At 72.0% G+C, this 20,134-nt stretch carries 14 protein-coding genes; 4 read left to right on the top strand and 10 right to left on the bottom strand.

Annotation, left to right across the window (positions count from 1 at the left end; all coding sequences use genetic code 11):
* Positions 1-589: 589 nt before the first annotated feature.
* Positions 590-2,392, top strand: a complete 1,803-nt coding sequence (locus DEJ48_RS25370; protein ID WP_150221389.1) for a glycoside hydrolase family 3 protein — start codon at positions 590-592, stop codon at positions 2,390-2,392.
* A gap of 78 nt (positions 2,393-2,470) precedes the next feature.
* Positions 2,471-3,097 carry a hypothetical protein gene (locus DEJ48_RS25365; RefSeq protein WP_150218558.1) on the top strand — a complete coding sequence of 209 codons (627 nt, stop codon included), beginning with the start codon at positions 2,471-2,473 and terminating at the stop codon, positions 3,095-3,097.
* A gap of 81 nt (positions 3,098-3,178) precedes the next feature.
* Here the strand turns inward: DEJ48_RS25365 and DEJ48_RS25360 are convergent, their stop codons facing one another.
* The 7 genes from DEJ48_RS25360 to DEJ48_RS25330 form a co-directional block, all read right to left on the bottom strand.
* Positions 3,179-4,636, bottom strand: coding sequence for a S28 family serine protease (locus DEJ48_RS25360; protein ID WP_150218557.1), 1,458 nt, complete (start codon positions 4,634-4,636; stop codon positions 3,179-3,181).
* 126 nt (positions 4,637-4,762) lie between these two features.
* Positions 4,763-5,173 carry a hypothetical protein gene (locus tag DEJ48_RS25355; RefSeq protein ID WP_411757546.1) on the bottom strand — a complete coding sequence of 137 codons (411 nt, stop codon included), beginning with the start codon at positions 5,171-5,173 and terminating at the stop codon, positions 4,763-4,765.
* A gap of 97 nt (positions 5,174-5,270) precedes the next feature.
* The gene (locus DEJ48_RS25350) at positions 5,271-9,008 is read right to left on the bottom strand and encodes an ABC transporter ATP-binding protein (RefSeq protein WP_150218554.1); all 3,738 of its coding nucleotides are present in this window, start codon (positions 9,006-9,008) and stop codon (positions 5,271-5,273) included.
* 138 nt (positions 9,009-9,146) lie between these two features.
* Positions 9,147-10,085 carry a serine hydrolase gene (locus DEJ48_RS25345; protein WP_150218552.1) on the bottom strand — a complete coding sequence of 313 codons (939 nt, stop codon included), beginning with the start codon at positions 10,083-10,085 and terminating at the stop codon, positions 9,147-9,149.
* Positions 10,086-10,185: 100 nt separating this feature from the next.
* Entirely contained in the window at positions 10,186-11,874 is a 1,689-nt protein-coding gene (locus DEJ48_RS25340) for a thiamine pyrophosphate-binding protein (protein ID WP_150218550.1), read from the bottom strand.
* On the bottom strand, positions 11,871-12,854 hold the full coding sequence (speB, locus tag DEJ48_RS25335) for an agmatinase (protein WP_150218549.1): 984 nt from the start codon (positions 12,852-12,854) through the stop codon (positions 11,871-11,873). Before speB ends, DEJ48_RS25340 begins: the two co-directional genes overlap by 4 nt.
* 51 nt (positions 12,855-12,905) lie before the next feature.
* Positions 12,906-14,384, bottom strand: a complete 1,479-nt coding sequence (locus DEJ48_RS25330) for a sodium:solute symporter (RefSeq protein WP_150218547.1) — start codon at positions 14,382-14,384, stop codon at positions 12,906-12,908.
* Between the two features lie 179 nt (positions 14,385-14,563).
* On the opposite strand from DEJ48_RS25330, the gene DEJ48_RS25325 reads away from it, so the two are divergent.
* A complete protein-coding gene (locus DEJ48_RS25325) occupies positions 14,564-16,063 on the top strand; it encodes a PucR family transcriptional regulator (RefSeq protein WP_150218545.1) in 1,500 nt (499 codons plus the stop codon).
* Between the two features lie 140 nt (positions 16,064-16,203).
* Positions 16,204-16,992, top strand: coding sequence for a phosphatase (locus DEJ48_RS25320; protein ID WP_150218543.1), 789 nt, complete (start codon positions 16,204-16,206; stop codon positions 16,990-16,992).
* Here the strand turns inward: DEJ48_RS25320 and DEJ48_RS25315 are convergent.
* The 3 genes from DEJ48_RS25315 to DEJ48_RS25305 form a co-directional block, all read right to left on the bottom strand.
* The gene (locus DEJ48_RS25315) at positions 16,953-17,924 is read right to left on the bottom strand and encodes a cation diffusion facilitator family transporter (protein ID WP_150218542.1); all 972 of its coding nucleotides are present in this window, start codon (positions 17,922-17,924) and stop codon (positions 16,953-16,955) included. The two genes, DEJ48_RS25320 and DEJ48_RS25315, sit on opposite strands and share 40 nt — an antisense overlap.
* Positions 17,925-17,985: 61 nt before the next feature.
* Positions 17,986-18,846 carry an acyl-CoA thioesterase gene (locus tag DEJ48_RS25310; RefSeq protein WP_150218540.1) on the bottom strand — a complete coding sequence of 287 codons (861 nt, stop codon included), beginning with the start codon at positions 18,844-18,846 and terminating at the stop codon, positions 17,986-17,988.
* 37 nt (positions 18,847-18,883) lie between these two features.
* Positions 18,884-20,041, bottom strand: coding sequence for an acyl-CoA dehydrogenase family protein (locus DEJ48_RS25305; RefSeq protein WP_150218539.1), 1,158 nt, complete (start codon positions 20,039-20,041; stop codon positions 18,884-18,886).
* Positions 20,042-20,134: the final 93 nt, after the last annotated feature.

The raw sequence follows: 20,134 nt of genomic DNA, 5'->3' as shown, positions 1-20,134 counted from the left end.
GCACCGCCCTTTCCGGGTAGGGGCGCCGAACCCGCCGCTTCGCGGCGGATGGTCCCCACCCACCCGCCCGTTTGCCCCGCACCGTCCAGTGGGAGTAGGGGCCCAGGGCCCCCACCCAGCCGCAGGCGCCCACGCGCCGGAGGGGACGTGGGGGTATGTGCGCACGGAGCACCGAGCCAGCCATAGCGGCCGGAAACGTCGGGCGCGGCGCAGGGATGGCGAGTACGGACATACCCCCGCGGCCCCGCACCCACAGACGGGCAATAGGCGCCGACCCCAGCCCAAGGGAACCCCCCGCCCGCTTCGTTCGTCCAAGCGGCACGCTGTCGGTGAGTCTCCGCACGGCGGTGTCGGCATCGCTGCTGGCTGCGAACGCTGACCACCCTCTCCGCCGCCCGCGGCCGGCAGCCCGCCGTCACCGGTGCGCCCCCCTCCAACAGCGCCGGTGACGGCCCCCACACCCGCCACCCACCCGCCACCCTTGACCGGCAGAAATCTTCGGGATATCCGTTGCTCCTGAAACAAACCTTCAGCCGAGCCGCAGGAGCATCACTTGTCCGACCGCCCCCTCCGCGCCCTCATCCGCGCCATGTCCCTGGAGGACAAGGTCGGCCAGCTCTTCGTGATGCACGTGTACGGGCACACCGCCACCGACCCCGACCAGGCGGACGTCGACACCAACCTCAAGGAGCTCGGCGTGCGCGACGCCGCCGAGCTCATCGCCCGGTACCGGCTCGGCGGCGTCATCTACTTCGGCTGGGCCCACAACACCCGCTCCCCGCACCAGATCGCCGAGCTCTCCGAGGGTATCCAGAAGGCCTCCCCCACCATCCCCGTCCTGATCTCCGTCGACCAGGAGCACGGCGCCGTCGCCCGCATCGGCGCCCCCGCAACCCTCCTCCCCGGCGCCATGGCCCTCGGCGCCTCCGGCTCGCACGAGCACGCCCGCGAGGCCGCCCGGATCGCCGGCACCGAACTCCGCGCCCTCGGCATCCGCCAGGACCACGCCCCGGACGCCGACGTGAACGTCGACCCGGCCAACCCCGTCATCGGCATCCGGTCCTTCGGTGCCGACCCCGACGCCGTCGCCGGATTCGTCACCGCCCAGATCGAGGGGTATCGGAGCGCGGGCATCGCCACCGCCGCCAAGCACTTCCCCGGCCACGGCGACACCACCGACGACAGCCACACCGAGCTGCCGCACATCCACCACACCCGCGAGGAGTGGGACCGCTACGACGCGCCCCCCTTCCGCGCCGCGATCGCCGCGGGCGTCGACTCCGTGATGACCGCGCACATCGTGGTGCCCGCCCTGGACCCCTCGGGCGATCCCGCCACGCTGTCCCACCCGATCCTCACCGGCATCCTCCGAGAGGAGCTCGGCTACGACGGCGTCATCTCCACCGACTCCCTCGCCATGCGCGGTGTCCGCACGAAGTACGGCGACGACCGCGTGGCCGTCCTCGCCCTCAAGGCGGGCGCCGACCAGCTCCTCAACCCACCCCGCCCCGACATCGCCTGGCACGCCGTGATCGAGGCCGTCCGGAACGGCGAGCTGACGGAGGAACGCATCGACGCGTCCGTCCTCCGCGTGCTCCGCATGAAGGCGCGGGTCGGCCTCCTGGACCAGGTGTTGGAGGGGGCACCAGGAGCGCCGGCACCACACGCCCCCACCCCCGCCCTCTCCGTCGACGCCACCGTCGGCACCCCCGCCCACCTCGTCGCCGCCGACCACATCGCCGACGCCACGACCACCCTCCTGGTCAACACCGACGCGCTCCTCCCCCTCTCCCCCGCCACCCACCCGCGCGTCCTGGTCGTCGGCGCGGACCCCCGTTCGCCGTCGGGCACCACGGGACCGCCGACCACCGTCCTCGCGGGCGCCCTCAACAGCCTCGGTTTCCAGGCCGTCGCGCTGCCCACCGGCACCGCGCCCGACGAGGCGGCCATCGAGAAGGCGGTGGCCGACGCCCAGGGCCGGGACGCCGTCCTCGTGGCCACGTACAACATCACCACGCACACGACCACGAAGGACAACACCCAGGCGGCGAACACCGCCCTCGACCAGACTCCGGGCCCGCACGCCCGCGCGCACCGCGCGACGGACCCGGGCGACGACACCGCCACCGGACAGACCCGCCTCGTCACCGCCCTCAAGGCCACCGGCCTCCCCGTCATCGCCCTCGCGATCCGCAACCCCTACGACGTGGCGCACCTGCCGCCCGTCGACGCCGCCCTCGCCTCGTACTGCTGGACGGACGTCGAACTGCGCGCCGCCGCACGGGTGATCGCGGGCCGGACCGTCCCGCAGGGGCGGCTTCCCGTGCCGGTGCGGCGGGCGGACGATCCCGCTCAGGTGCTGTATCCGATCGGGCACGGACTGACGTACTGAGAGCCCCAAAGCCCCCGCACGCCTGGCGTGCGCCCGCAGCGCCGGGTCACGCTGGGTGCACGTATCGGGGGGATGGCCATGATTGCCTGCGACTCGGGATGGCCGCGTACGGCCGGGCGAGCCGTCTGCGCCCTCCTGCTCGCCGTCACCGCGACACTGACCGGCTGTCAGAAGTCGCCCGGATCCGAGTCCTCCCCCAAGCCCTCCCAACCCTCCGGCACCAGCACCGGCTTCTTTGCCGTGGACGAGTGCAGTTCGCGGGGGCGCGCGTCGTTCACGGAGGTGCCCTGCGGCAGCGAGCGGGCCGCCGCGCGGGTCATCGCGCGCTACGACGGCAAGGTCAGGCAGGGCCCCGCCTGCCCCGCCCGTACCGACTTCGTGCTGCACATCAGCGAGAGCAGGCCGGCCGTCGACGAGGACGGTGACGGCGAGGTGCCCCAGGGGTACGCCTGCATGCGGAATCTGGAGGCGCCGCATCCGGGCGACCCCGGGCGCGGCGGCGGCCCGCGGACGGTCGTCGGTGACTGCGTGTACGGCGCGGGGCGCGGCGAGGTGCGGGAGACGGCTTGCGACGGTTCCGGCGAGCGGGCACCGGAGTACCTGGTGTCGTCGGCGGTGCGTGAGCGGGCGGAGTGCCCCGCCGCCACGCGGCTTTACGTGACGCTGGGCGGTACGCGTCCGGTGGGGTGCGCGGTGCGGATGTGAAGTGCCGACGTGCACCGCGGGCGGTGCGGGAACCCGATCGGTCCCCGCACCGCCCGCCATCTGTCACCGCCCGCTACCGCCTCACGGCCGCAGCGTCTGCTCCTTGCGCACGTCGCGCCGGTCGAGCTTCTTGTCGTACGCGGCGAGCGGTTTGCCCGCGGAGGAGGACACTCCGGCCCACGCCTGGATGCGCTGCGTCGCCTTCGCCTTGTCGGCGGCGACGAGCTGCGCCACGTTCGCGCCGTGGTTGGCGCCGGGCGCCGTGAAGACGTGCGTGTCGTGCTTGGCTCCCCGGGCGGGCCGGAACGGCTCGGCGCCCCACGGGTCGTACTCGCCGTACACGTACATCATCCGGTGCGCGTTGTGCCGCACCCAGCGGTCGACGTCCCGCATGGCCTGCGGCTTGAACTTCATCGGGATGTCGCGCGGCACGAAGTTGCGCGGCGGCTGGTAGCCGTAGCGGCTGAGGTCGCCGAGCCAGGGCTGGCCGATGGTGGGCGCGCCGAGTTCCGTGCCCGCCTGGTAGTAGTACGGCGTGTAGGGCTCCAGGCCCTGGTCGGTGTAGGAGGACCAGCCGCCCACCGAGTCGACGTAGTCGAAGATCTCCTGGTCGGTCGCGGCGGCCGCGTCCGGGATCGTGCCGCAGGCGGTGGCGGCCGGCTGGTACTGCCAGAAGCCCCACACGAGGTCCATGACGACGGCCTCGAAGGCCTTGTCGAGCGTGCCGACGGTCTTGAAGGTGTAGCCCTCGGCCTCGGCGTAGGCGGCGAGCTTCGCGGACAGCGGCTCCCTGCGCACCAGCGCCTCGCGCTGCACGTCCTGGATCCGGGTGCGGCACTCGCGCGGTCCGACGCCGGCGAGGAACTTGTCGTACGCCGAGTCCTCCTTGTCGACCACGTCGTTGGGGGCGACGTAGGCGACGACGCCGTCCATGTCACGCGGGTAGAAGCGCTCGTAGTACGTGGCGGTCATGCCGCCCTTCGAGCCGCCGGTGGCCAGCCACTTCTTGCCGTAGATCGACTTCAGTGCCTTGTGGATGCGGTGCTGGTCGCTCGCGGCCTGCCAGATGTCGAGCTTGGACCAGTCGGCGGGCTGGGGGCGCGAGGGCGTGAAGTAGCGGTACTCCATGGAGACCTGGTTGCCGTCGACGATCTGCGTCGGCTCGCGGCGGCTGGGGGCCGTGGAGACGCCGTAGCCGCTGGTGTAGAAGACCGTCGGCCGGCTGGTGTCCTTGTGCAGCACGGTCAGGCGCTGCTTGAAGGTGCCCTTGGACGGGTGCCGGTGGTCCACCGGCTGGGTGTAGTTGAGGACGAAGAATCGGTAGCCGGGATACGGCTTCTCCTCGATCAGGCTCATGCCGGGTATGGCGAGCAGCCTGTCCTTGATGTCGGCGATATCGGCGATGTCGGTGCTGTCAGCACGATCCGTGCTGCTCCTCGTGCGGTCCGCGGCCGTCGCCGTTCCGGTCGTCGCCCCGGCCACGCCCACGGTGCCTATCAGCACCACGAGCGACAGCACCCATCTGAGCGCCTTGCGCATGCACCCTCCCCTGTCGACACAGCAATGCCCCGGAACCTAACGGAGCAACTGGGTCCGCACCAGGGGGAGTTATGGGGGTATCGGGACATCGGGAATGCGGGGCACCATGCGGTCACAGACCGGACGTCAGCAGAGAATCCAGCCCGAACTGACCCCGCGACCGCTGATCCTGCCCTTCACCCACACACAGCGGTGGCCCGCGTGGACGGTCACCGGGCCCGCGTGGTGGCTGTAGTGGCCCTTGTCGCGGGCGGGGCGGCCGCCGCGTGCCTTGACGCTGACGGACATCGACTTGCGGGCGCCGGTGCGCTTGGCGACGGCCACGGCGCAGACGTAGCCGCGGGACTTGAAGACGTCGACGCGGCCGGTGCTGAAGGGGAGGGTGCGCACCTTGCGGCCCGCGCAGAGGCCGTCGACGGCCTGGGCGGACGAGGTGCCGGGGCCCGCGAGGGCGAGGAGTACGGCGGCCGCGAGCACGGCGGTGCCGAGCGTCAGCCGCCGTCGTATCCGGCCACTGCCTCGCCCACTGCTCACGATCGCCCCTCCCACCACTCCTGCCTCGACGTTATGAGGTACGGACGCAGACCGCGGCCCGCGCGGTTGCGGGGCGCCGCGTCTTTTTCGGCGCCTTTCCTCAGGCCGCCTCGACCGGCTCCCCCACGAACGTCCGCCACAGGCGCGCGTACCGCCCGTCCAGCGCGAGGAGCTCGTCGTGCGTGCCGTCCTCGGCGACCCGGCCGTGGTCCATCACGACGACGCGGTCGGCGCGGGCGGCCGTGGTGAGGCGGTGCGCGACGACGAGCGTGGTGCGCTTGCCCGCGATGCGGTCGGTGGCCTGGTTGACCTGCGCCTCCGTGGCGAGGTCGAGGGCGGCCGTCGCCTCGTCGAGGAGCAGGATGTCGGGGTCGACCAGTTCGGCGCGGGCCAGCGCGATCAGCTGGCGCTGTCCCGCGGAGAGGTTGCGGCCCCGCTCGCTGACCTCGTGGAGGTAGCCGCCGTCCAGGGTGGCGATCATGTCGTGGGCGCCGACCGCGCGGGCGGCGGCCTCGACCTGGGCGTCGGTGGCGTCGGGGCGGCCGTAGGCGATGGCGTCGCGGACGGTGCCCGCGAAGAGGTACGCCTCCTGCGGGACGACCCCGAGGCGGTGGCGGTACGAGGTGAGGTCGAGGGAGCGCAGGTCCGTGCCGTCGACCGTGACGCGGCCGCCCGTGGGGTCGTAGAAGCGGGCGACGAGCTTCACGAGCGTCGACTTGCCCGCGCCGGTCTCGCCGACGAACGCGACGGTCTGTCCGGCGGGTATCCGCAGGCGTACGTCGCTGAGCGCCTCCTCGGGGTCGCCCTCGCCCGTGGCCGCGTACGCGAAGTCGACGTCCTCGAAGGCGATCTCGCCGCGCAGGGAGAGCACCTCGAGGGGCTCGTCGGCGGCCTTCGTCGACGTGGGCTCCTGGAGCAGTTCCTGGATGCGGCCGAGCGAGACGGACGCCTGCTGGTAGCCGTCGAAGACCTGGGAGAGCTGCTGCACGGGCGCGAAGAACAGGTCGATGTAGAGGAGGTACGCGACGAGCGCGCCGGTCGTCAGGGTGCCCGCCTCGACCCGGCCCGCGCCGACGATCAGCACGGCGACGACGGCTACGGAGGACAGGAGCTGCACGAACGGGAAGTACACGGAGATGAGCCACTGGCCGCGGATACGGGCCTGGCGGTAGCTGTCGCTGTTCTCGGCGAACCGCTCGGCGCCCGCGCGCTCGCGCCGGAAGGCCTGCACGATGCGCAGCCCGGCGACGGACTCCTGGAGGTCGGCGTTGACGACGGACACGCGCTCGCGCGCCAGCTCGTACGCCTTCACGCTGGACTTGCGGAAGAAGTACGTGCCGACGATCAGCGGCGGCAGCGTCGCGAAGACGACGAGGGCGAGCTCCACGTCGATGACGAGCAGGGCGACCATGATGCCGAAGAAGGTGACGACGGAGACGAACGCGGTGACGAGCCCGGTCTGCAGGAACGTCGACAACGCGTCTACGTCGGTCGTCATCCGAGTCATGATGCGACCGGTGAGCTCCCGCTCGTAGTAGTCGAGCCCGAGCCTCTGGAGCTGCGAGAAGATCTTGAGCCGGAGCGAGTACAGGACCCGCTCGCCGGTGCGTCCGGTCATGCGCGTCTCGCCGGTCTGCGCCGCCCACTGCACGACGACGGCGACGAGCGCGAGCCCCGACGCGGTCCAGACGGCGCCGAGCGCGAGGTCGGAGACGCCCTCGTCGATGCCGTGCCGGATCAGGACGGGCAGCAGCAGCCCCATGCCCGCGTCGACGGCGACGAGGAGCAGGCTGAACAGCAGCGGCACGCCGAATCCGGCGAGCAGCCTGCGCAGTCCGTACGACTCCTCGGGCGTGACGGCCCGCGCCTCGTCGATGCCGGGGGTGTCGGTGGCCGGGGGCAGCGCGTCGACCTGGGCGAGGAGCTCGGGCGTGGACGGCATCCCGGCGAGGGCGGGGTCCTTGGCGCTTCTCGCGTCCCGGTCGCCGGTCCACAGGGCGGGCGTGATGCCGCGCTCCGCGTCGAACTCGGCGTCGAGCTCGTCGCGTACGGAGGTGTCCTCGGGAAGGTCGGCGGGGAGGGCGTGGCCCGGGGAGACGCCGCCGAGCTCGTCGGGGTCGGTGAGCAGCCGCCGGTAGAGGGCGGAGCGCTCCTCCAGTTCCGCGTGCGTGCCGAGGTCGGCGAGGCGTCCTTCGTCGAGGACGGCGATGCGGTCGGCGAGGCCGAGGGTGGAGCGGCGGTGGGCGATGAGCAGGGTGGTCCGCCCCGCCATCACGCCCCGCAGGGCTTCGTGGATCTCGTGCTCCACGCGCGCGTCGACGGCCGATGTGGCGTCGTCGAGGACGAGGAGGCGGGGGTCGGTGAGGATGGCGCGGGCGAGCGCGATGCGCTGGCGCTGACCGCCGGAGAGGGTGAGGCCCTGCTCGCCGACCTTGGTGTCGTACCCCTCGGGCAGCTCGGATATGAAGCCGTGGGCCTGGGCGGCGCGCGCGGCGGTCTCGATCTGCTCGCGGGTGGCCTCCGGGTGGCCGTAGGCGATGTTGGCGCCGACGGTGTCGGAGAAGAGGAAGGAGTCCTCGGGGACGAGCCCGATGGCGGAGCGCAGGGAGTCGAGGGTCAGCTCGCGCACATCGTGGCCGCCGATGAGGACGGCGCCGTGCGTCACGTCGTAGAAGCGCGGCAGGAGCAGCGAGACGGTCGACTTGCCGCTGCCGGAGGAGCCGACGACGGCGAGGGTCTCGCCGGGGCGGATCTCGAAGGAGAGCCCGTCGAGGACCGGGCGGTCGTCCTCGTACGCGAAGCTCACGTCGTCGAACTCGACCGTGGCCGGGGCGTCGGCGGGCAGCTCCTTGCGGCCGTCCGCCATGCTCGGCTCGGTGTCGATGAGCTCGAGGACGCGCTCCACGCCGGCGCGGGCCTGCTGGCCGACGGTGAGGACCATGGCGAGCATGCGCACGGGCCCGACGAGCTGGGCGAGATACGTGGAGAAGGCGACGAAGGTGCCGAGGGTGATGTCGCCCTCGACGGCGAGCCAGCCGCCGACGGCGAGCATGGCGACCTGGCCGAGCATGGGGACGGCCTGGAGCGCGGGGGTGTAGCGGGAGTTGAGGCGGATGGTCCGCAGCCGCCCGGCGAACAGCTTCCGCCCGACTTCCCTGAGCTTCCCGGTCTCCTGCTCCTCCTGCCCGAAGCCCTTCACCACGCGTACGCCGCTGACGGCGCCGTCGACCACTCCGGCGACGGCGGCGGCCTGGGCCTGCGCGTACCAGGTGGCGGGGTGCAGCCGGGAGCGGGAGCGGCGGGCGATGACCCAGAGGGCGGGGGCGACGGCGAGGGCGACGAGGGTGAGCGGCAGGGAGAGCCACGCCATGATCACGAGAGAGATCACGAAGAGCAGGATGTTGCCGATGGTCATCGGCAACATGAAGAGCAGGCCCTGGATGAGCTGGAGGTCGCTGGTGGCGCGGCCGACGACCTGCCCGGTGGACAGCTCGTCCTGGCGCCGCCCGTCGAGCTTCGTGATCGTCCCGTACATCTCGGTCCGCAGGTCGTGCTGGACGTCGAGGGCGAGGCGGCCGCCGTAGTAGCGGCGGATGTAGGTGAGGACGTACACGACGAGGGCGGCGCCGATGAGGGCGCCCGCCCAGGGCCCCATGGAGCGGGTGCCACCCTCCCCGTCCTGGCCTATGACGTCATCGATGATCACCTTGGTGATCAGCGGTACGAGCGCCATGACGGCCATGCCGCCGAGCGAGGAGCCGAGCGCGAGCACGACGTCCTTGGGGTACCGCCACGCGTACCCGGTGAGTCGTCGTGCCCATCCCCGTTGCTCTGCCACTCGGTGCCTCCCGGTCGTCTGTCCTGCCGGAAGGCACCAACACCGTGACGAGCGGTTTTCATCCCGCCGCAACAAACCGCGCCCCCAAGGGGCGCGGGGAACTGCGCGACAAGCCACGACGCGCCCGCAGCGAATGACTCAGCTGCTGGGCACAGCCACGAACGCTTCCTTCGGCGTGGTGGTCGGGGCGTACGTGCTGACCGCCGAGGCCCTGGGCGCCAGATCCTTGTGGATGGCCTTGGCCACCCCCTGAATCGTGGCGACGCCATAGTTCATCGTGCTGTTCCCGTGCGTGAGCACGGAGATCGTGTAGTCGTGGCCGCCGCCCTTGAACGCGCCGATGCTGTGCACGCGCCACCCGTGGGTCGACCGCTGCAGCCAGCCGTTCTTGACGTGGATGGAGACGCCGGACGGCGTGCCCGCGGGGGTGCCCCAGCGCTGGGAGGAGACGACCTTGCCCATCAGCTTGAGGATGTAGGCGCGCGCGTTGTCGCTCAGGACGGAGTTCTTCGCGGTGATCAGCGCGAGGAGCTTCTGCTCGTCGGTGGCGTTGATGCGGGTCAGGCCCCAGTAGCCGCCGGATCCGGGCACGGTCTTCGTCATCTTCGCGGCCTTGAGGAACGCGTTGATCTTCCCCGTGCCGAGCTGCCGCCAGAGCTTGCTGGTCGCGTCGTTGTCCGACTTGGTGATCATGGCGTACGCGAGGTCCGACTCGCGCTCGGTCAGCTTCCGCTCGGTCTTCTTCGCGTCCCACAGGAGCGCCGCGAGGACGGTCGCCTTGACGACGCTCGCGGAGTCGAAGGCGGTGGACCCGCGCAGGGTGCAGGTCGTCTTCGTGGTGCGGTCGTAGAGGCCGACGGCGACCGTGCCCTTGCGGTTCTTGAGCGCCGCCGTGATGTCCTTCTTGAGCTTGGCGGCCAGGCCGGCCTGCGCGGAGCTGCAGGTGACCTGCGGCGCGGGCGCGGCGACGGCGGGCGCGGCGGTCGCGACCGCGCCGAGCGGCACGAGCACCCCGGCGGCGAGTCCCGCCGAGAGCACGCGGGCACGCCTGGATATACCGGATGTCCGGTGAGTCATGGAGCTTCCCATCCCCTGTGTGCGAAACGAGTGCGCCCCCGGCGCACTCACCCCGCATGACTCACCGGTACGGGTGAATGGTTGTACGAAACCGGGCCGATCAGTCGAGATGTGTCGGAGCGAACATCCGCAGCAGCGCAGGAAGCACCACGACCGAAGGACCCGGCTCGGCCAGCGCCTTCGCGAGGTCGTCCCGGAGCGTCTCCGGGGAGGACCGCACGCCCGGCACGCCGAAGGACTCCGCGAGCTTCACGAAGTCCGGCCGCGCGAGCTCCGTGGCCGTCGCCTCGCCGAAGGCCTCGGACATGTACTCGCGCAGGATGCCGTAGCCGCCGTCGTCGACGATCAGCCAGGTCACGTTGAGCCCGTACTGCCGCGCCGTCGCCAGCTCCGCGATCGAGTACATCGCGCCGCCGTCACCCGATACGGCGAGCACCGGCTGGGAGGGGTCCGCGACCGCCGCGCCGAGGGCGGCGGGGAAGCCGTAGCCGAGGCCGCCCGCGCCCTGCGCCGAGTGCATCGTGTTGGGGCGCCGCGCGTCGAACGCGGACCACGCCCAGTACGCGAGGATCGTCATGTCCCAGAAGGACGGTGACGCGTCCGGCAGGGCCTCGCGGACGGCGGCGAGGATCCGCTGTTCCAGGGTGAGGTCCTGGGCGTCGATGCGCTCGCGGACCTTCGCGAGGACGGCGGACACCCGCTCCGGGGCCTCGGGGTCCTCCCTGGGCTCCTCGATGGTCTCCAGAAGCGCCGAGAGCGCGGTCCGCGCGTCCGCGTGGATGCCGAGCGCGGGGTGGTTGGACTCCAGCTTCCCGGCGTCCGCCTCGATCTGGATCACCCGGCCGCGGGGCGCGAACGTGTGGTAGTTCGAGGAGAGCTCGCCGAGGCCGGAGCCGACGACGAGCAGGACGTCCGCGTCCTCCAGGAAGTCCGTGGTGTGGCGGTCCTCAAGCCAGGACTGGAGCGAGAGCGGGTGCTCCCAGGGGAAGGCGCCCTTGCCGCCGAAGGTCGTGACGACGGGGGCGTTCACGAGCTCGGCGAGCGCGCGGAGCTTGCCGGAGGCGTCCGAGCGCACGACGCCGCCGCCCGCGATGATCGCGGGGCGCTCGGCACGGAGGAGCAGGTCGGCGGCGACCGCGGTCAGCTCGGGGCGCGGCACGACCTCCTCGGGCGTCGCGTCCATCGCGGTGACGACGGGCAGCGTCGTCTCGGCGAGCAGCACGTCCTGCGGGATCTCCACCCACACCGGGCCGTGCGGCGCGGTGAGCGCGGACTCCCAGGCGGCGGCGACGGCGGACGGGATCTGCGAGGCCGTGCGGACGGTGTGCACGGACTTCACGACGTCCCTGAACGAGGCCTGCTGGTCGCGGAGTTCGTGCAGGTAGCCGTGGCGGCCGCCGCCGAGCCCGGCGACCGGGACCTGGCTGCCGATGGCGAGGACCGGCGAGGAGCCCGCGGCCGCCTCCTGGAGCGCGGCGAGCGAGGTGAGCGCGCCGGGCCCGGTGGAGAGGAGCAGCGGGGCGACCTCGCCGGTGATGCGGCCGTACGCGTCCGCCGCGAAGCCCGTGTTGTTCTCGACGCGGAATCCGACGTACGAGAGCGAGGAGCGCCGCAGCGCGTCGAACATGCCGAGCGCGTGCTGGCCGGGCAGGCCGAAGACGGTGGTCGCGCCGAGTCCGGCGAGGGTCTCCATGACGAGGTCGCCGCCGTTGCGCCCGGCGGGCGGGTTCAGAGCGGCCTCGGTCTGTGCGGCGGTGGGGCGCAGGACGATGTCGTGGTCGTGGCTCACCGCTCGCTCACCGTCCCGCGGGCCTCCGCGATCTGCCTGCTCATGATCGTCGTCAGTTCGTACGCCGTGTGGGAGGCGGCGACGGCCGTGATCTCCGCGTGGTCGTAGGCCGGGGCGACCTCGACGACGTCGGCGGAGACGAGGTTGCAGGAGGCGAGGCCGCGCAGGATCTCCAGGAGCTCGCGGGAGGTCATGCCGCCGGCCTCGGGGGTGCCGGTGCCGGGCGCGTGGGCCGGGTCGAGGCAGTCGATGTCGATGGAGATGTAGAGGGGGCGGTCGCCGATGCGCTGGCGGAGCTGGTCGGCGACCTCGTCGGCGCCGCGGCGGTAGATGTCCGCCGAGGTGACGATGCCGAAGCCCATCTTCTCGTCGTCGGTGAGGTCCTTCTTGCCGTACAGCGGGCCGCGCGTGCCGACGTGGGAGAGCGCCTCGGTGTCGAGGATGCCCTCCTCGACGGCGCGGCGGAACGGCGTGCCGTGCGTGTACTCGGCACCGAAGTACGTGTCCCAGGTGTCCAGGTGCGCGTCGAAGTGGAGCAGCGCGACGGGACCGTGCTTCTTGGCGACCGAGCGGAGCAGCGGCAGCGCGATGGTGTGGTCGCCGCCGAGAGTCATCATGCGGGCGCCGGAGCCGAGGAGGTCGTCGGCGGCGGCCTCGATGGTCTCCACGGCCTCGTTGATGTTGAACGGGTTGGCCGCTATGTCGCCGGCGTCGGCGACCTGCGCGAGGGCGAACGGCGAGGCGTCCTGCGCCGGGTTGTAGGGGCGCAGCAGGCGGGAGGCCTCGCGGATCGCGTTGCCGCCGAAGCGGGCGCCGGGCCGGTACGAGACGCCGGTGTCGAACGGCACGCCGACCACCGCGATGTCGGTCCTGCCGCCGACCTCGTCGAGGCGGGGCAGCCGGGCGTACGTCGCCGGGCCCGCATACCGCGGGATGCGGGAGGAGTCGACGGGGCCGCGCGGCGTCTCGTTGCTGCTCATGGAATGCCTTCCTTCTTACGCTTCGATGCGCTTTGTGGGCGCTTTCTGACTCTACTGAGGTGTGGGGGCCGGTTCCGCCACGGGCTGCTCCGCCCCGGGCCCGGCGCCGCGTCCGGCGAGCCGCTCCCGCCAGGCCGCGAGGACCCGGGCGTCGGTCGGCCTCGTGGCGAGGGAGACGACGACGTACACGGCGAGGGAGGTCAACAGGCCGTAGTAGACGGGCTCGTTGGCGAGGATCCCGTACCACCACATCAGGCCGATCACGGACAGGCCGCCCGCGACGACCGCCGCGAGCGCGCCCGGCGCCGTCCCGCGCCGCCAGAGCAGTCCGCCGAGGATCGGCACGAGGAGGCCGCCGACGAGCAGGTTGTACGCGACGGTCAGCGCCTCGACGACGTCGTTGAGCGCGATGGCGATGACGATGACGGCGACGCCCATGACGAGGATGAAGGCGCGGTTGCCCTTGACCTCGTCGTGCTCCTCGCCGGCCGGCTTCCCCACCGCGCCGCGCAGCCGCGACCAGATGTCGTTGTTGGCGACGGTGGCGCAGGCGATGAGGGCGCCGGAGGACGTCGACATCACGGCGGCGAGCGCCGCGGCGAGGACGAGGCCGCGCACGCCCATGGGCAGCTCGTCCTTGACGATGGTGGCGAAGGCCGCGTCGGCGCTCGGCAGCTTCGGGTACATGGCCTTGGCGGCGGTGCCGATGACGGCGCCCGCGATGGCGTACACGAGGCAGTACGTGCCGGCGACGGTGCCTCCGTAGCGGGCGACCTTGTCGCTGCGGGCGGTGAAGACGCGCTGCCAGATGTCCTGACCGATGAGCATGCCGAACGTGTAGATCAGCACGTACGTGAAGATCGTCTCGCCGCCGACGCCGAGCGGGTCGAAGTACTCGGTGGGCAGCTTGGCCTTCATCTCACCGAACCCGCCCGCCTTGACGACGGCGATGGGCAGCAGGAGCAGCAGCACGCCGATGGTCTTCACCACGAACTGCACCATGTCGGTGAGCGTGATCGACCACATGCCGCCGAGCGTGGAGTACGCGACGACGATCGCGCCGCCGATGATGATCGCCACGGTGCGGTTCAGGTCGAAGAGGACGTCGAAGATCGTGGCGTACGCGATGGTCGAGGTGACCGCGAGCATCAGCGTGTACGCCCACATGACCACTCCGGAGATGACGCCCGCGCGCCCTCCGTAGCGCAGGTCGAGCATCTCGGAGACGGTGTAGACCTTCAGGCGCGCGATGCGGGCCGAGAAGAACACGCTCAGCGCGAGCAGACCGAGGCCGATGGTGAACACCATCCAGGCGCCGGAGAGCCCGTACTGGTAGCCGAGGCCGACGCCGCCGATGGTGGAGGCACCGCCGAGGACGATCGCGGCCATGGTCCCGGAGTACATCCACGGCCCGAGGCGACGCCCGGCGACCAGGAACTCGGCTTTGGACTTGGCGCGGCGCATGCCCCACCAGCCCATGGCCAGCATCCCTGCGAGATAGACGACGATCACTGTGTAGTCGACGGCCATTTGGGGGGCCTCCTTCGCGCACCTCGGTGGCGTGTCGTGCAGATGGGAGTGAGGACCGGCCGCGGGGACATCCGCCCGTACCCACGGCCTCCGGTCGGCACGACCTTAGGTGGCCGGAAAGCAACGCTGAAGTGTACGTTTCCTCTACTTTCCGCGCCCTGTACGGATGGAATGCCCATATGGCCGACCCCACGGCACCCCCCACACCGCCCGTGCCGCTCGCCGCGCTGCTCGCCCGCGAGGACCTGGGCCTGCGGCAGCTCGCCGGGCCCGACGCGCGGGCGGCGGGCACGGCCGTGCAGTGGGTGCACACCTCGGAGATGGCGGACCCCTACCCGTACCTCCTCGGCGGCGAGCTGCTCCTCACGGCGGGCGTGCACATCACGGACCCGTCGGACGCGGCCGGCGACTACCTCGACGCGTATGTCTCCCGCATCGTCGCCGCGGGCGGCGCGGCCCTCGGCTTCGGCGTGGCGCCCGTGCACGACACGGTGCCGCGCGCCCTGGCCGAGGCGTGCGACCGGCACGGGCTGCCGCTCGTCGAGGTCCCGCGGCGGACCACGTTCAGCGGAGTCGCCCGCGCGGTGTGGCGGCTGATGGCGGAGGCGCGGCACGCGGAGCTGCGCCGGGTCACGGAGGCGCAGCAGGGCCTCGCCACGGCGGCGGCGAGGACGGACCCGGTCCCGGCGGTCCTGCGTCAGCTGGCGTCCCGCCTCGGCGGCACCGCCGTCCTCTACGGCCCTGACGGCACCGAGCTGCAGTCGGCGGGCCGCACGCGGGAGACGGCACGGGACGCGCTGCGGGGACTGACCGGTGTCGTGGGGCGCGGCGAGCCCGGGACGCCCGCGTCCGCCGCCGACACGGCCGGGGACGTCCACCTCGCGGCGTACGCGCTCGGCGGCGGCCGCGGCTTCGTGCTCGCCACCGCCACCGAACGCCGCGAGCCCGGGGACCACACCATCGCGGGGGCCGCGGTGGTGCTGCTCTCGCTGCTCACCGGGGAGCACCAGAGCACCTCCGAGGCGGCACGCTCGGCGGCCCTCGTGCGGCTGCTCGTCGGCGCGGCCCCGGCGGAGGTGGCGCCGCTGCTGGGTGCCGGGCACTGGCATGTGGTGCACGCGCGCGTGGGCGTCGGCCTCGTCGCGGGCCACACTCCACTGGCGGCCGCCGCGCTCGCCGCGGCGCTCGGCACCGCCCTGGTGGACCCGCCGGACGCCGCCGACTCCGTCGAGGGCGCGGTACGCCTCCTGGTCCCCGCCGACCGCGAACCCGCCGTCACCGACGGCTGGGTCCTCGGCGTCTCCGCACCCGCCACGGCCACCGGCCTGTCCGCCGCCGACGCGCAGGCGGCCCGCGCGTTGCGCCGCGCGGAGGCCACGCGAGCCCCCCTCGTCCGCCACCACGCGAACGGCCTCGCCGCCCTGATGGCCCCCGAGGAGGCCGACGCCCACGCGCGCGTGCTGCTCGCCCCGCTGACGGACAACGAGGCCCTTACGTCGACCCTGCGCACCTGGCTCTCCCTGCACGGCAGTTGGGACCGCACGGCGGTGGCCCTGGGAATCCACCGCAACACGGTCCGCCAACGCATCACCCGCTGCGAGTCCCTCCTGGGTTCCGACCTGAACGACCCGGACATCCGCATGGAACTCTGGTTCGCCCTCACCCGGACGACCACCTAGGAGCAGGTACGGACAAAGGAGCGCGGGGAACTGCGCGACCAGCCCCCACAGACCCGCACCGCAGCCGCAGCCGCAGGCTGAGCAAACCCGCCCCCCTGCGCAGAGCACTCGTCCCGCACTCGTCCCGCAGAATGGGAGACATGCCGATACCCAGCCGCGCCGCGCTCGTCGATCACCTCGTCCGCACCCGCATCGCGGGCGACGTGGCCACACCCCGCGACAACAACCTCAGCCACTACAGGAAGCTCGCGAACGGCGACCGCCACTACTGGCTCGGTCTTGAGCTCGGCGACCGCTGGACGGACGAGCAGGACGTCCTCGCGGTGATGGCGGAGCGCTGCGGCGTCATCGACGACCCGGAGCACCGGTACGGCCAGGACACGATCGACCCGGAGCTGACGGTCGACGCCCTGGAGCGGATGGCCGCACGCCTGCGGAAGGCGGCCGCAGGCAAGGAGAGCGTGCTGTTCGCGACGGGCCACCCCGGAGGCCTGCTCGACGTGCACCGCGCGACGGCCGCCGCCCTGCGCGCGGCGGGCTGCGAGATCGTCGTGATCCCCGAGGGCCTGACGGCCGACGAGGGCATGGTCTTCCAGTTCGCGGACGTGGCGATGCTGGAGCGCGGCGCGACGCTGTGGCACACGCACTCGCCGGAGCCGATGAACGCGATCCTGGACGGCCTGGAGCGCGAGGGCCGGCCGCAGCCCGACCTCGTCGTCGCCGACCACGGCTGGGCGGGCCGCGCGGGCCAGCGCGGCCTGGACTCCGTCGGTTACGCGGACTGCAACGACCCGGCACTGTTCATCGGCGAGGCCGAGGGCACCGTCCAGGTGACCGTGCCGCTCGACGACCACGTGACGAGCCCGCGCCACTACGACCCGATGACGGCCTACCTGCTCGACGCGGCGGGGCTGACGCCCGGCTCCTGAGCGGGCCCCGGCGTCGGGTCCAGGTAGACCCTGCGGACCGCGGGGAAACGTTCCTGGACGCGGAGCGCCATCCGGTCGCAGGCCCGCTCGATGTCCGCCGCGCTCGACATGTCCCGGAAGTCGACCTTCGCGGCGACCAGCGCCTCCTTGGGGCCCTGGAGGAGCGTGGTCAGCTCCAGTACGTCCACCACGTGCGGGTCGGCGAGGAGTTCGGCGCGGACCGCCGCCCGCATGTCGGGCGGCAGCGGACGCCCGATGAGGAGCTCGGAGTTGGCGTGTCCGAGGACCCAGGCGACGTACACGAGGAGCACGCCGATGCAGAGCGAGGCGATGCCGTCCCACACGCCGGACCCGGTGAGCTGCCCGCCGAGGAGCCCGGCCGCGGCGAGCACGAGGCCGACGAGTGCGGCGGAGTCCTCCATCACGACCGCCTTGACCGCGGTGTCGGGGGTGTGGCGCAGATAGCGCTTGATGCGGACTCCGAAGCGGTCGGCCTCGCCGCGCGCCTGCTTGAGTCCGGTGCGCAGCGAGTAGCCCTCCAGGAGGAAGGCGATGCCGAGCACGACGTACGAGATGAGGGGGTCGCCGGGGTCCTCGCCGTGGGTGAGGGTGTGGATGCCGTCGTAGACGGCGAAGACGCCGCCGCCGACGAACGTGGCGACGGAGGCGAGGAGCGCCCAGATGTAGCGGGCGCCGCCGTAGCCGAGGGGGTGCTCCTCGTCGGCGGGCTTGTCGCTCGCCTTCAGGGAGACGAGCAGCATCAGCTCGGTGACGGTGTCGGCGACGGAGTGCGCCGCTTCGGAGAGCATGGCGCTTGAGCCGCTGATGATGCCCGCGACGGCCTTGGCCAACGCGATCCCGAGGTTGGCGACGGCGGCGACGATGACGGTGAACGTGCTCTCGCCGCCCGCCTCGGAGGGTTGCTCACTCATGTATCGGACGGTATGTCCGATCAGCGGCAGACGCGAACTCCGGACCGCACCGGCCCCGGCCTCATCGCGGGACCCGGACGACACCCTCCTGGATGACCGTGACCGCGAGCCGCCCGTCCTGCGTCCAGATCCGCGCCTGGCCGAGCCCGCGCCCGCCGGAGGACGACGGCGACTCCTGGTCGTAGAGGAGCCATTCGTCCGCGCGGAAGGGCCGGTGGAACCACATGGCGTGGTCGAGCGAGGCGCCGACCACGTCGCCGACGGCCCAGCCGCCCCTGCCGTGCGCGAGCAGCACCGAGTCGAGGAGCGTCATGTCGGAGACGTACGTGGCGAGGCAGACGTGCAGCAGGGAGTCGTCGGCCAGCTTGCCGTTGGCGCGGAACCACACCTGGGAGCGCGGTTCGCGGGGCTGTCCGACGGTGCCCCACGGCGGTACGTCCGCGTAGCGCAGGTCGACGGCGGCGCGCGCCTCCACGAGCCGTTCGGCGACGTGCGCGGGCAGGTGGCGCGGGAGCATCTCGGCGGCGGTGGGCAGCGTCTCCGGGTCGGGCGCTTCCGGCATGCCGGTCTGGTGCTCCAGGCCTTCCTCGTACGTCTGGAAGGACGCGGAGAGGTGGAAGATCGGGTGCCCGTGCTGGACGGCGACGACGCGGCGCGTGGTGAAGGAACGGCCGTCCCGGATCCGGTCGACCGTATACACGATGGGCGCGCCGGGGTCCCCGGCACGCAGGAAGTACGCGTGCAGGGAGTGGGCGGGGCGGTCGTCGGGGACGGTGCGTCCGGCGGCGACCAGTGCCTGCGCGGCGACCTGCCCGCCGAAGACGCGGGGCACGATGGACGGGCGGCTCACGCCCCGGAAGATGTCCTCCTCGATCTGCTCCAGGTCGAGCAGATCGAGGAGGCCCTCAAGTGCCTGGTTCATGAACGCAGTTCTACAGGGCTGTCTTCGCGGACCGGGCTTACAGGCCCATGTTCTTCGCGATGATCATCTTCATGACCTCGCTGGTGCCGCCGTAGATGCGGTTGACGCGGTTGTCCGCGTACAGGCGGGCGATGGGGTACTCGTTCATGAAGCCGTAGCCGCCGTGCAGCTGGAGGCACTTGTCGATGACGCGGTGCGCGACCTCGGTGTTGAACAGCTTCGCGGACGCGGCCTCGGCGGCCGTGAGCTCGCCCGCGTCCAGGGCTTCGAGGGCGCGGTCGGCGACGGCCTCGGCGGCGTCCACCTCGGCCTGGCAGGCGGCCAGTTCGAACTTGGTGTTCTGGAAGGAGGCGACGGTCTTGCCGAAGACCGTGCGGTCCTGGACGTACTCCTTGGCGAACCGGACGGCGGCCTTGGCCTGTGCGTACGCTCCGTAGGCGATGCCCCAGCGCTCGGAGGGCAGGTTGCTGCCGAGGTAGTAGAAGCCCTTGTTCTCCTCGCCGAGGAGGTCCTCGACGGGCACCTTGACGTCGACGAACGCGAGCTCGGCGGTGTCGGAGGTCTTCAGGCCGAGCTTGTCCAGCTTGCGGCCGATGGAGTAGCCCTCGGACTTGGTGTCGACGGCGAAGAGCGAGATGCCGTACCGGCGGTCCTCGGCGGTGGGGGCGGAGGTGCGGGCGCAGACGATCACGCGGTCGGCGTGGACGCCGCCGGTGATGAAGGTCTTGGAGCCGTTGAGGACGTAGTGGGTGCCGTCCTCGGAGAGCTTGGCCGTGCTCTTCATGCCCGCGAGGTCGGAGCCGGTGCCCGGCTCGGTCATCGCGAGGGCCCACATCTCCTCGGCGGAGACGAACTTCTCCAGGTAGCGCTTCTTCTGCTCGTCGGTGGCGAGCGCCTTGATGTAGGGCAGGGCCAGCAGCACGTGCACGCCGGAGCCGCCGAAGGTGACGCCCGCGCGGGCCGTCTCCTCGTACTGGATGGCCTCGAACTTGTGGGTGTCCAGGCCGGCGCCGCCGAACTCCTCGGGGACGTTGATGCCGAAGAGGCCCAGCTCGGCGAGCTTGTAGTAGAACTCGCGCGGCACCTGACCGGCGGCGAACCACTCGTCGTGGACGGGGACGACCTCGGCCTCGATGAAGGCGCGCAGGGTCTCCCGGAACGCCTCGTGGTCCTCATTGAAAACGGTACGGCGCACGGAGAACTCCCTCTGCCTGCATCTGCCTACGTCGACTAAGCGCTTGCTCAGAGCAAGGTTACCCGGCAGTCACCAGAGCGTCCAGAGATGCGT

The organism is Streptomyces venezuelae (assembly GCF_008642315.1).
GTDB lineage: Bacteria > Actinomycetota > Actinomycetes > Streptomycetales > Streptomycetaceae > Streptomyces > Streptomyces venezuelae_D.
The sequence above is the reverse complement of the archived record's forward strand: the minus strand, read 5'-3'. Positions and strand labels throughout refer to the sequence as shown.

Bases quoted from the DNA above. Each gene is read 5' to 3' on its own strand.
- DEJ48_RS25370 (WP_150221389.1), top strand. From the start codon at position 590: ATGTCCCTGGAGGACAAGGTCGGCCAGCTCTTCGTGATGCACGTGTAC.
- DEJ48_RS25365 (WP_150218558.1), top strand. From the start codon at position 2,471: ATGATTGCCTGCGACTCGGGATGGCCGCGTACGGCCGGGCGAGCCGTC.
- DEJ48_RS25360 (WP_150218557.1), bottom strand. From the start codon at position 4,636: ATGCGCAAGGCGCTCAGATGGGTGCTGTCGCTCGTGGTGCTGATAGGC.
- DEJ48_RS25345 (WP_150218552.1), bottom strand. From the start codon at position 10,085: ATGACTCACCGGACATCCGGTATATCCAGGCGTGCCCGCGTGCTCTCG.
- speB (WP_150218549.1), bottom strand. From the start codon at position 12,854: ATGAGCAGCAACGAGACGCCGCGCGGCCCCGTCGACTCCTCCCGCATC.
- DEJ48_RS25330 (WP_150218547.1), bottom strand. From the start codon at position 14,384: ATGGCCGTCGACTACACAGTGATCGTCGTCTATCTCGCAGGGATGCTG.
- DEJ48_RS25325 (WP_150218545.1), top strand. From the start codon at position 14,564: ATGGCCGACCCCACGGCACCCCCCACACCGCCCGTGCCGCTCGCCGCG.
- DEJ48_RS25320 (WP_150218543.1), top strand. From the start codon at position 16,204: ATGCCGATACCCAGCCGCGCCGCGCTCGTCGATCACCTCGTCCGCACC.
- DEJ48_RS25315 (WP_150218542.1), bottom strand. From the start codon at position 17,924: ATGAGTGAGCAACCCTCCGAGGCGGGCGGCGAGAGCACGTTCACCGTC.
- DEJ48_RS25310 (WP_150218540.1), bottom strand. From the start codon at position 18,846: ATGAACCAGGCACTTGAGGGCCTCCTCGATCTGCTCGACCTGGAGCAG.